This is a genomic window from Leuconostoc mesenteroides subsp. mesenteroides ATCC 8293, from assembly GCF_000014445.1.
GTDB lineage: Bacteria > Bacillota > Bacilli > Lactobacillales > Lactobacillaceae > Leuconostoc > Leuconostoc mesenteroides.
The window spans coordinates 1,790,362-1,802,500 of the sequence record NC_008531.1 but is presented as its reverse complement, the minus strand read 5'-3'; the positions used below and the strand labels follow the sequence as shown (position 1 = coordinate 1,802,500).

Annotated in this window: 7 protein-coding genes and 6 tRNA genes (1 of these 13 cut by a window edge); 11 read left to right on the top strand and 2 right to left on the bottom strand. The window is 39.6% G+C overall.

Features of this window, described 5'->3' with window-relative positions; translation table 11 throughout:
* The 11 genes from LEUM_RS08925 to LEUM_RS08870 all read left to right on the top strand — a co-directional run.
* Window positions 1–9: transfer RNA gene (locus LEUM_RS08925), tRNA-Ser, on the top strand (it extends 82 nt beyond the left edge of the window).
* Between the two features lie 4 nt (window positions 10–13).
* Window positions 14–86, top strand: a tRNA-Val gene (locus tag LEUM_RS08920).
* Between the two features lie 2 nt (window positions 87–88).
* Window positions 89–162: transfer RNA gene (locus LEUM_RS08915), tRNA-Asp, on the top strand.
* Window positions 163–260: 98 nt separating this feature from the next.
* Window positions 261–334 (top strand) — tRNA-Trp (locus LEUM_RS08910).
* A gap of 2 nt (window positions 335–336) precedes the next feature.
* Window positions 337–409 (top strand) — tRNA-His (locus LEUM_RS08905).
* Between the two features lie 26 nt (window positions 410–435).
* Window positions 436–519: transfer RNA gene (locus LEUM_RS08900), tRNA-Leu, on the top strand.
* 250 nt (window positions 520–769) lie between these two features.
* Window positions 770–4,378: a DNA-directed RNA polymerase subunit beta gene (gene rpoB, locus LEUM_RS08890; protein WP_011680408.1), complete on the top strand. Its 3,609-nt coding sequence runs from the start codon at window positions 770–772 to the stop codon at window positions 4,376–4,378.
* A gap of 23 nt (window positions 4,379–4,401) precedes the next feature.
* Complete coding sequence (gene rpoC, locus LEUM_RS08885) at window positions 4,402–8,064, top strand: DNA-directed RNA polymerase subunit beta' (RefSeq protein WP_011680407.1); 3,663 nt, start codon at window positions 4,402–4,404, stop codon at window positions 8,062–8,064.
* Between the two features lie 216 nt (window positions 8,065–8,280).
* The gene (locus LEUM_RS08880; protein WP_010287891.1) at window positions 8,281–8,688 is read left to right on the top strand and encodes a Mini-ribonuclease 3; all 408 of its coding nucleotides are present in this window, start codon (window positions 8,281–8,283) and stop codon (window positions 8,686–8,688) included.
* On the top strand, window positions 8,685–9,434 hold the full coding sequence (gene rlmB / locus LEUM_RS08875; protein WP_010287895.1) for a 23S rRNA (guanosine(2251)-2'-O)-methyltransferase RlmB: 750 nt from the start codon (window positions 8,685–8,687) through the stop codon (window positions 9,432–9,434). The genes LEUM_RS08880 and rlmB overlap by 4 nt, the downstream gene beginning before the upstream one ends.
* A 38-nt stretch (window positions 9,435–9,472) precedes the next feature.
* On the top strand, window positions 9,473–10,024 hold the full coding sequence (locus LEUM_RS08870) for a sigma-70 RNA polymerase sigma factor region 4 domain-containing protein (protein ID WP_011680405.1): 552 nt from the start codon (window positions 9,473–9,475) through the stop codon (window positions 10,022–10,024).
* A 22-nt stretch (window positions 10,025–10,046) separates the two neighbouring features.
* Here the strand turns inward: LEUM_RS08870 and LEUM_RS08865 are convergent, their stop codons facing one another.
* Both LEUM_RS08865 and LEUM_RS08860 read right to left on the bottom strand, forming a co-directional pair.
* Window positions 10,047–10,883 (bottom strand): alpha/beta hydrolase, encoded by an 837-nt coding sequence (locus tag LEUM_RS08865; protein ID WP_011680404.1) that lies wholly within the window; start codon window positions 10,881–10,883, stop codon window positions 10,047–10,049.
* Window positions 10,873–12,069: a PTS transporter subunit EIIC gene (locus LEUM_RS08860; RefSeq protein WP_011680403.1), complete on the bottom strand. Its 1,197-nt coding sequence runs from the start codon at window positions 12,067–12,069 to the stop codon at window positions 10,873–10,875. Before LEUM_RS08860 ends, LEUM_RS08865 begins: the two co-directional genes overlap by 11 nt.
* Window positions 12,070–12,139 lie beyond the last annotated feature (70 nt).

The window sequence follows — 12,139 nt, the reverse complement described above, 5'->3', positions numbered from 1 at the left end:
TCCTCTCCATCATGGACGCTTAGCTCAGCTGGGAGAGCACCTGCCTTACAAGCAGGGGGTCACAGGTTCGATCCCTGTAGCGTCCATTGGTCGCATGGTCTAGCTGGTTAGGACGCCTGCCTGTCACGCAGGAGATCGCGGGTTCGAGCCCCGCTGTGACCGCTATAAAAGTACTACTGACAAACATGTACAAGCCAGTGTAATGTGGGGTGCAATTCCTCACCATGTTATTTCAGTCTAATGACTGAGCTTAAGGTTATAGGGATATAGTTAAACGGTAGAATAGCGGTCTCCAAAACCGTTGATGGGGGTTCGATTCCCTCTATCCCTGCCATGGCGGTAGTGGTGAAGTGGTTAACACACTGGTTTGTGGATCCAGCATGCGAGGGTTCGATCCCCTTCTACCGCCCTATAAGCTTTAGGGCTTTATATTATGCCGCTGTGGCGGAATTGGCAGACGCGCTGGACTCAAAATCCAGTGGTGGCAACACCGTGTGGGTTCGACTCCCACCGGCGGCATACACAAAAGTAACCGGGTGGTTGCTTTTTTTTTAATTTTCTGTATAATTGACCATTGTAGTACTGTGAATAAATTCGGAATTTTGCGAAATATTGTCCGCAATCCCTTTATATTGAGGCAAACGTTCACTGCGGAAACAGCGGCGATTGCTTTTTTTGTGCCTATTGGCAAGCAAAATTGGTGGAATATCTTGTTTTGTAATCATATTGTAATATCAAAACACAGTAAAAAACAAATGAGGTGATAAATGTGGTAGGACATTTAGTAAAATACGGTAAGCACCGTACTCGTCGTTCATATGCTAGCATCAAAGAAGTACTTGATGTACCGAATTTGATTGAAATTCAAACGGCATCATATCAATGGTTTTTGAACGATGGTATTAAGGAAATGTTTGGCGACATCATGCCAATCGATGATTTCCAAGGTACTTTATCTTTGGAATACGTTGATTATCAATTAATGGAACCAAAATATAATATTGACGAAGCACGTGAGCATGATGCAAACTATTCTGCACCACTACACGTTACATTACGTTTAACGAACCACGAAACTGGTGAAATTAAGTCGCAAGATGTATTCTTTGGTGATTTTCCATTAATGACAGAGCAAGGAACGTTCATTATTAATGGAGCAGAGCGTGTTATTGTTTCACAGCTTGTTCGTTCACCCGGTATTTATTATAATCAGACAACTGATAAAAACGGACGTCCGCATTTTGGAACGACTGTTATTCCTAACCGTGGCGCATGGTTGGAGTATGAAACTGATGCCAAGGGCATTGCTAACGTCCGCATTGATCGCACGCGTAAGTTGCTAATGACTGAATTAGTACGTGCACTTGGATTTGGTTCGGATTCAGACATTATTGATATTTTTTCAGATCAATATGATGCATTGAACATGACCCTTGAAAAAGATGTCCATAAGGATATGTCAGATTCTCGTGTTGAAGAAGCATTGAAGGATGTATACGAACGTTTGCGTCCAGGTGAACCAAAGACTGCTGATTCATCACGTGCACTATTAGTTGCTCGTTTCTTTGATCCAAAGCGTTATGATTTAGCTTCTGTGGGCCGTTATAAGATTAATAAAAAGCTGTCACTTAAGACACGTTTGTTAAACCAAACATTAGCAGAAACATTGGCTGACCCTGATTCTGGTGAAATTATTGCTGAAAAAGGTACGTTAGTTGATAAGGAAGTTATTTCTAAATTAACACCATATTTGGATCGTGAAGATTTTAAGACAACAACATATACTCCATCAGGTGATGCTGTTCTTGAAGAACCTGTAACCCTTCAAAAAATCAAAATCGAATCTCCCGAAAACCCAGAAAAGACATTGTTGTTGATTGGCAATGGGCACATTGATGAAGATGATCGTACAGTACGTCCAGCTGATATCTTGGCAGGTATGAACTACTTCTTGAACTTGCAAGAAGGTGTTGGTCATGTTGATGATATTGACCACTTGGGTAACCGTCGTATTCGTTCTGTTGGTGAATTGTTGCAAAACCAATTCCGTATTGGCTTAACGCGTATGGAACGTGTTGTTCGTGAACGCATGTCAATTCAAGATGCCAACACGGTTACACCACAACAGTTAATCAATATACGTCCTGTTGTAGCCGCTGTCAAAGAATTCTTTGGTTCTTCACAATTGTCACAGTTTATGGATCAAACTAACCCATTGGGTGAAATGAACCACAAACGTCGTTTGTCAGCTCTTGGACCGGGTGGTTTGACTCGTGATCGTGCCGGCGTTGAAGTTCGAGATGTTCACTATACACATTACGGTCGTATTGATCCGATTGAAACACCAGAAGGTCCTAACATTGGGTTGATTAACTCGTTGGCCACTTATGGTCGCATTAACAAATATGGTTTTGTTGAAACACCATACCGTCGTGTTGATTGGACAACTCATAAGGTTACAGATAAGATTGATTATTTGACAGCCGATGAAGAAGATAACTATATTGTTGCTCAAGCTAACTCACCATTAAATGAAGATGGTAGCTTTGTCCACAACACAGTTATGGCTCGTTTTGGTGAAGAAAACATTGAAACACCAATTGATCGTATTGACTACATGGACGTTTCGCCAAAGCAGGTTGTTTCTGTTGGAACAGCTGCTATTCCGTTCTTGGAAAACGATGATTCCAACCGTGCTTTGATGGGTGCCAACATGCAACGTCAGGCAGTACCTTTGCTTGATCCACATTCACCATTAGTAGGAACAGGAATTGAGTATAAAGCAGCTCACGATTCTGGTGTTGCGATGATTGCACGCGCATCTGGTGAAGTTGAGTATGTGGACGGTCGCCAAATCCGAGTTCGTCGTGAAGATGGTCAGTTGGATACTTATGAATTGATGAAATTCCGTCGTTCAAACGGTGGTAAAAACTATAACCAAAAGCCAATTGTACATGTCGGTGAGCATATTGAAGCCGACGAGGTTTTGGCAGATGGTCCTTCAATGGAACAAGGTGAATTGGCCTTGGGGCAAAATCCCTTAATTGCTTTCATGACTTGGCAAGGATATAACTTCGAAGATGCCATTGTCTTAAATGAACGTTTGGTCCGTGAAGATGTTTATACTTCAATTCACATCGAAGAATACGATTCAGAAGCGCGAGACACAAAACTTGGACCGGAAGAAATGACTCGTGAAATTCCTAACACTGGTGAAGATCAGTTAAAGGATTTGGATGCGGACGGTATTATTCGTGTCGGTGCTGAAGTGCACGATGGGGATATCTTAGTTGGTAAGGTAACGCCTAAGGGTGTTACTGAACTTTCTGCTGAAGAACGTTTATTGCATGCCATTTTTGGCGAAAAAGCGCGTGAAGTACGTGATACATCATTACGTGTTCCTCATGGCGGCGGCGGTGTCGTTCAAAACGTTCGTATTTATACACCTGAAAATGGTGATGAATTAGCACCAGGTGTCAACATGATGGTTCGTGTTTATATTGCACAAAAGCGTAAAATTCAAGTCGGTGATAAGATGGCTGGTCGTCATGGAAACAAGGGAACTGTTTCTGTTGTTGTGCCAGAAGAAGATATGCCATATATGCCTGATGGAACACCTATTGACATTCTATTGTCACCCATGGGTGTGCCATCACGTATGAATATTGGGCAAGTACTTGAATTGCACTTAGGATTTGCTGCCAAGAAACTTGGTATTCATGTTGCTTCACCTGTCTTTGATGGTGCCAGTGATGATGAAATTGAAATGGCCTTACGTGAGGCTGGGTTACCACAAGACGGTAAGTCAGTTGTCTATGATGGTCGCACTGGTGAAGCTTTTGACAAGCGTGTTGGTGTTGGTGTCATGCATTATATGAAACTAGCGCACATGGTTGACGATAAAATTCATGCACGTTCAATTGGTCCTTACTCACTTGTTACACAACAGCCTTTGGGTGGTAAAGCCCAGTTTGGTGGACAGCGTTTCGGTGAAATGGAAGTTTGGGCTTTGGAAGCTTATGGTGCAGCTTACACATTGCAAGAAATCTTGACGTATAAGTCAGATGATGTTGCAGGCCGTGTTAAAGTGTATGAATCAATTATTAAGGGTGAACCAATTCCTCGTCCTGGTGTACCAGAGTCTTTCCGTGTTTTGGTTAAAGAATTGCAGGCACTTGGCTTGGACATGCAAGTACTAGATGGTGCAGGTGATGAAGTTGAGTTGCGTCAAATGGATGAAGATGATTCAATTTTGCCTGTTGATGCACTTGAAAAGCTAGCCCGTACAAATCCTGATCTGTTAAACAAAGATGATGAAGAAGTTGCTGCAGCCTTCTCTAAGGTTGAAGAACAAAGTCAAACATTTGAGGAAAAATAATTTAGAAAGGTAACAGCAAATAGATGGCAATCGATGTTAATAAATTCGAAAGTATGCAAATCGCTTTGGCTTCCCCTGATAAGATTCGTTCATGGTCTTATGGTGAAGTAAAGAAGCCAGAAACGATTAACTATCGAACACTTAAGCCAGAAAAAGACGGTTTGTTCGATGAACGTATTTTCGGACCTACAAAAGATTATGAATGTGCCTGTGGTAAGTACAAGCGAATCCGATATAAGGGTATTGTTTGTGACCGCTGTGGTGTTGAAGTAACATCATCAAAAGTTCGTCGTGAACGTATGGGTCACATCGAATTAGCTGCTCCTGTTACACATATTTGGTATTTCAAGGGAATTCCTTCACGTATGGGACTTGTTTTAGACATGTCTCCACGTTCACTTGAAGAAATTATATATTTTGCTTCTTATGTTGTTATTGAACCAGGTGATGCACCTGTTGAAAAGAAGCAAATGATGACGGAACGTGAGTACCGTCAACTGAAAAAAGAATATGGTGCTGGCTTTAAGGCTGGCATGGGCGCAGAAGCAATCAAAGAATTACTTGCAAACGTTGATTTAGCTACGGAAGCTGATGAATTAAAGCGTGAATTGCAAGAAGCAACAGGACAAAAACGAGTACGTGCGGTACGTCGTTTGGACATTATTGAAGCCTTTCTCCAGTCAGATAACAAACCTGAATGGATGGTAATGGAAGTTATTCCAGTTATTCCTCCTGATTTGCGTCCGATGGTTCAATTGGAAGGTGGCCGTTTTGCCACGTCTGATTTGAATGATTTATATCGCCGTGTTATCAACCGTAACAATCGTTTGAAGCGTTTGCTTGATTTGAATGCGCCAGGCATTATCGTGCAAAATGAAAAGCGTATGTTACAAGAAGCTGTTGATGCGTTGATTGATAATGGTCGTCGTGGTCGTCCGGTTGCTGGTCCAGGTAATCGTCCATTGAAATCACTTTCACACATGTTGAAGGGTAAGCAAGGTCGTTTCCGTCAGAACTTACTTGGTAAGCGTGTTGATTATTCTGGTCGTTCGGTTATTGATGTTGGACCTTTCTTGAAAATGAACCAAATGGGATTGCCTGTACCAATGGCTATTGAACTATTCCGTCCATTTATCATGAAAGAATTAACAACACGTAAGTTGGCTGGCAATGTCAAGTCTGCTAAACGCAAGATTGATAAAGCTGACGGCGACGTGATGGATGTCTTGGAAGATGTTATCAAGGAACACCCTGTTCTTTTGAACCGAGCACCTACATTGCACCGTCTTGGAATTCAAGCGTTTGAGCCAGTGTTAGTTTCAGGTAAAGCAATGCGTTTGCACCCATTGGTTACTGAAGCCTATAACGCCGATTTCGATGGTGATCAGATGGCCATCCACGTACCATTATCTGATGAAGCACAAGCTGAAGCGCGTTTGTTAATGCTTGCTGCTGGGCATATTTTGGCACCTAAAGATGGAAAGCCAATTGTTGCGCCATCACAGGATATGGTTATTGGAAACTACTATTTGACTACTGAAGAAGCTGGTCGTGAAGGCGAAGGAATGATCTTCTCTAGCGTTGATGAAGCACGAATTGCTTTTGCAAGCAAGGTTGTTCATTATCATACACGAGTAGGTATTCAGACTTCTTCATTCCCAAGCGAAAAGCCATTTACTGACGAGCAACGTTCAAAGATTATGATCACTTCGGTAGGTAAGTTATTCTTTAACGAAATTTTGCCTTCAGATTTCCCATATATCAACGAACCATCAGAAGATAACTTTAAGCGAGTTGATGATAGTTTCTTTATTGATGCTGGTGAAAATATACATGATTATTTGGCTGATACATCGATCGTTAATCCTTTCAAGAAGGGCTTCTTGTCAGATATTATCGCTGAAGTATATAAGCGTTATAAGGTGACAGAAACTTCATTATTGTTGGATCGTATGAAAGATTTGGGTTACGACAAGTCTACTGAATCTGGTTTAACAGTGTCAATGACGGATGTATTGGAATTAGAGGAAAAACCTGCTATTCTTGAAGACGCTCATAGTCAAGTTGCCACAGTAACAAAGCAGTTCCGTCGTGGTTTGATAACTGATTCGGAACGTTATCAACGTGTAACCGAAATTTGGACAAAAGCCAAGGATATTATTCAAGACAAGTTGATTGAATCGTTTGAACCAACGAACCCTATCTTTATGATGCAAGATTCTGGGGCTCGAGGTAACATTTCGAACTTCGTTCAATTAGCTGGTATGCGTGGATTGATGGCTGGACCTGGTGGTAAGATTATTGAATTGCCAGTTACAGCTAACTTCCGTGAAGGTTTGACAGTGATGGAAATGTTTATTTCTACTCACGGAGCTCGTAAGGGAATGTCAGATACGGCCTTGAAGACAGCTAACTCAGGTTACTTGACACGTCGACTAGTTGATGTGGCTCAAGATGTTATTGTACGTGAGTTTGACAATGATTCAGATCGTGGTGTTGCTGTTCAAGCAATTATGGATGGCACATCTGTGGTTGAACCATTGTACGATCGTATTCTCGGTCGTTATGCAATGAAGTCTGTATTTGACCCTGAAACAGATGAAAAGATTGTTTCACGTAATGAAATGATTGATGAAGATGTTGCCAAGAAGATTGTGAATGCTGGTATTAAAGAAGTAACTATTCGTTCAGTCTTTACATCAACAACGGAACACGGTGTTTCAGTGCTTGACTATGGTCGAAACTTAGCATCTGGTGAAGAAGTTGAAGTTGGTGAAGCCGTTGGAACTGTTGCTGCACAATCAATCGGTGAGCCAGGTACGCAATTGACAATGCGTAACTTCCACACGGGTGGAGTTGCCGGTGGTAATGATATTACGCAAGGTTTGCCTCGTGTTCAAGAAATTGTTGAGGCGCGTATTCCTAAGGGACGTGCAGAAATTTCTGAAGTTACGGGTACAATTACTGTAATTGAAGAAAATCCTGCAGACCGCACAAAGTCAGTTACAATTGAAGGCGAAACTGATACAAGAACTTATACATTACCTTTGACAACACGTATGCGTTTTGGTGAAGGTGACGAAATTAAGCGTGGTGAGGCTATCAACGAAGGACCAATTGATCCTAAAGAGTTGTTAGCTGTTACAGACACTTTGACAACAGAATCATATATGCTAACTGAAATTCAAAAGGTTTACCGTTTGCAAGGTATTGAAGTTTCTGACAAACATATTGAAGTAATGATTCGTCAAATGTTACGTAAAATCCGTGTCATGGATCCAGGTCAAACAGACTTGTTGCCAGGAACATTAATGGATATCGCTGATTTCAAGCGCGCTAACGAACCAGCTTTGTTTGAAGGCTTAGTACCAGCGACTGCTCGTCCAGTTCTGTTGGGAATTACTAAGGCTGCGCTTGAGACAAATTCATTCTTATCTGCCGCATCCTTCCAAGAAACAACACGTGTTTTGACAGATGCTGCTATTCGTGGCAAAAACGATCCACTTGTTGGTTTGAAAGAGAACGTTATTATTGGTAAGATTATTCCTGCCGGAACTGGTATGGCTGAATATCGCAAGATCAAGAGTAAAGTTGTCGGGGATGTTATCGCTCAACCTGAGTCTGAAAGCGAAGAAGCTTCAGATATTCCTAAGTTAGACGATGTTGCAAAAACATTTGACAACTAAAAGCATAGTATTAAAAAACACTTATCATATATGATAAGTGTTTTTTTTAATTATAAAAAAAGTATTTTTAAAACAAATGTGCATATTATGCCAAAAATGATACCGTTTATGCCAAAGAGCTTCTCATATTCATTAAAAATAGGTAAACTTAAATAGTTCTGCAGAACATTTATTGAAATTTGTACGCAAGTCAATATAATTGCGTATAATTGAATTATGCATAATTTAAATTACAGACAAATGAACGGATTATCGCTGGCTTATATTGGCGATGCAATCTATGAACTAGAAGTACGACGGCACTTATTGTCTTTAGGCTTAACAAAAGTAAATGAACTACAAAAACGTAGTAAACATTATGTTTCCGCGAAAGCGCATGCTGCGTTATTTGAGCAAATGATGGTAAGCAATATCCTAACCGATGATGAATTAGATTATTTCAAACGTGGTCGTAATGCTAAGTCACATACAAAAGCAAAAAATACTGATGTCATTACGTATCGAATTTCAACAGGTGTTGAAGCATTATTTGGTTATTTGTATATGTCTGAACAACATGAGCGCATCTTAGAACTAATGACATGGATTTTTGAACAGGTGGAGACAGGGAGTACAAACAAATGAAACCAACAGAATCAACAGAATTCGTTTACGGGCATCATGCCAGTGTTGAATCGTTAAAAAGCACGCAAGAAATAAATAAGGTTTGGCTACAAACAGGATTACAAGACAAAATTCGTAACGAAATTACGCAATTGGCCAAGAAGAAGAAGTTGGTTATTCAGCAGGCACCAAAGTCAAAACTAGATGAGCTAACCGATGGTGGTAATCATCAAGGTGTTGTTTTAAGTGTGGCGGCCTTTGAGTACGCGTCAATTGATGATTTATTTGAACAGGCTGACAAAAAAGGCGAAGCACCATTTTTTGTCATTTTAGATGGCATTGAAGATCCACACAACTTAGGGTCTATTTTGCGTACTGCTGATGCAGCTGGAGTTCACGGTATTATTATTCCAAAACGTCGGGCAGTTCAACTGACGGCAACCGTTGCTAAGACATCTACTGGAGCCATTGAACATGTTCCTGTTGCTCGAGTGACGAACTTAGTAAATATAGTGGAAGAGCTTAAGAAGCGTAATGTTTGGGTTTTTGGAACAGACATGGCTGGTGATGATTATCGCCGTTGGGATGCAAATGGCGCGGTAGCGTTGATTATTGGTAATGAAGGGAGAGGCATTTCGCCATTATTAAAGAAAAAAGTTGATGGTATGGTCACGATTCCAATGGTGGGGCATGTTCAGAGTTTGAATGCTAGTGTTGCTGCTAGTTTGTTGATTTATCAAGGATATAATTCACGAAATCCGTTGTAAGTAGTTGATTAAACTACTAATATGGCGGGAGTATATAATTGGGGACAGATAGATTAATTGGAGCAGTTATCGCGGCGCAAAGGGGGCACGAATTTGCGTATAATGTATTGATTAAACATTTGAAAGCGGCTATATTTGATGTGCATTCGCGAAAGATTAGCGGTCGAATGAAACAGGATGATTGGTATTCAGAGGGATTAGAAATCCTGATGAAGTGTGTACAAAAGTATGATTGTAATCGACCACGGGCTAAATTTTCGACTTATTTTATTACGGCGTTATCAAATAGGGCTACTGATTTAGTTCGTCATCACTACACTGAAAAAGCGCAATTTAACTATAAAATGCTGGCTATGGATGACGATTTAACGACTATTAATGTGGGAACTGACACATATAATCCAGAGCATATTTTTGCATTGCGTGAATCACTTTCAAAAATAAATATGGCTGAATCCGTTGCTTTCAAAGAAGCACTATTACAAATCATAGGGGTACTTAAATATGATATTGAAGATAGTGAAAAAAGACGATTTGAGCAAATGCAATATCGTTTAAAAAAGATCATACAAGAGATTGCTATAAAATAAAAGCAGCCCATCTGGGCTGCTTTTATTGTGGTTTTCGAAAGTTATTATTAGTGTTTTCCTTAAGTATATGTTCTTGTATTAATTTCACAACTTCTGTATTTTCTGGGAGACATGAATGTTGCGCATCATCTCCAGAAACAGTAATTTGAGTATAGGATTTGACATGTTTTTGAAAAATATACTTTCCGGCTAAAACACTTTGAACTGGAACGATTCCGTCATCTGTATAATCTTCAGTACCAGCTATCGAATACATAACCAAATTAGAGGGTAATTTGGTATTTTTTTCAATAAAGTCTTTTAACATGACTGTGCGACGTTGTGATGAGGACTCAGAGAAGTTAAAGGGGGTACCTAGCGTCATTAAAGTTGCCATATTGAAACTATCAGAACTGTAGTAATTTTCTAAATATCTAGTCCAAATGAGCCCGCCGTTTGAGTGGCCAATTCCTTGGAAATTATGGAAATGATAACGATCTTGTAAATCAATAAGAGCAGTATTTAGCCACTTAGCCTGCGTTTTAATATTGTCGTAACCATCAGCATTGTTTTGAAAGCCAACGACAATAAATGGTTGCTCATCACTAGATCGAATTTTGCCACTGTATACCAATTTACCATCTTTAGTGACCCAAACTTTTAAAATATCGTGTCGCTGGCTCTTAGTGTTGAGCTTAGTTAATAGACTATCAAATCGATTGACTGAAGCACTTGAACCCGGAATTAGAATAATTGGTGACATATGTGATGTTTGTATTTTCGATTGTGTGGTACGAGTGTGGACAACCCAACTATGACTAAAAATACCAATTACTATTAATAATATGAAACTGGATAAGATGATTAGTTTATTTCTCATTTTGTACCTCAGCGTTATCAAGTTCGATAAATGGCTTGTAAATCAATACCGTCAACCCAAAGACTATTGCTACCACAATTAAGGAAGATAATTTACCGCTTCCTAAGAATGCAGTTAATAAATTAGGAGCATTATTTGGTATCACTAGGGAAGCCGGCTTTATCAAATGTGTGGCAATTGCTACATAGCCAACCAAGGTGCCTGCTACGCTAGACAAAATCATAGGAACCAACATCAGAGGTCTTAAGAATAATGGTAATCCAAAATAAAGCAATTGATTATTATTGAATAAGCTAGGGAATACGGATAACAGTCCTAAATTTTGCTTTCTTTTTGATGACATAAATAAAAGCAAAAAACTAATTGCTAGTGTATTGCCAATGCCACCAAGTAATGAAAACGTACCATACACACTATAGAGATTTTCAGGGTATGGCAATGTCGCGTGAGTATTTTTCAAAATAACATCTAAATTTTTGACGACAGCGTTAATTGTTGTTTGATTGGAAGTTAGTTCGTTTGGCAATGCAATGCCTAACCAATACAGAACTGGTGCACATGCTCCTACTAGTAGGAGACCAACGAATGTTGTGAAGAAATTAGATGACAAAATACTACTGATTAGTAACTGTAACGTAGTTTGTTGAACATACGGTTGAACCAAAAAATAGAGGCCAAGGATAAAAGCGGACCAAACTAAAAATCTTGCCGAATAAGGTTGTAGGGTTTTACGAAAGAGTCTTTGGTATTGATAATAGGATTCACTACTGAGCAAAGTTAATACGGTGACCACTAAATATTGTGAAACATTATGTGAAAAATCCTGTGTATTGACAGTGAAAAGGAGGTAGGTGGCCAAAAAATTGGTTAATATTGGTAATATGTTGTTTTTTATGCCGCGGTAGATTAGGTATTTATTTGTCAAGGCAGCGGCAAAAATCATGAGAATAACGACGTCCAAAATAGAAAGAATTATTTGCAGGCCGGTTATTTTTAAATTGATATTAAAAATGACAGGGAATAAAGCATTCGGTGCTAAAAATAATACGAACAACAGACGCAAGTAAACGTCGATTGCCAGAATGGGGAGTGTTTGTCGCATTGCTGAGAATATTGCTTGGAAAACATGGTTCTTTAATACAATATTGTCTAGTTTAACAATAAGCGAGAAACATTTTTTAATCATAGTAATCTATCGTTCCATTCTTTGATATATAAATTTAACATTCTGAAATATGTATGTTATAATAAGGTTC

What these genes read in the sequence shown, in the direction of transcription:
- rpoC (WP_011680407.1), top strand. Translation starts at nt 4,402, where the DNA reads ATGGCAATCGATGTTAATAAATTCGAAAGTATGCAAATCGCTTTGGCT.
- LEUM_RS08880 (WP_010287891.1), top strand. Translation starts at nt 8,281, where the DNA reads ATGCATAATTTAAATTACAGACAAATGAACGGATTATCGCTGGCTTAT.
- rlmB (WP_010287895.1), top strand. Translation starts at nt 8,685, where the DNA reads ATGAAACCAACAGAATCAACAGAATTCGTTTACGGGCATCATGCCAGT.
- LEUM_RS08865 (WP_011680404.1), bottom strand. Translation starts at nt 10,883, where the DNA reads ATGAGAAATAAACTAATCATCTTATCCAGTTTCATATTATTAATAGTA.
- LEUM_RS08860 (WP_011680403.1), bottom strand. Translation starts at nt 12,069, where the DNA reads ATGATTAAAAAATGTTTCTCGCTTATTGTTAAACTAGACAATATTGTA.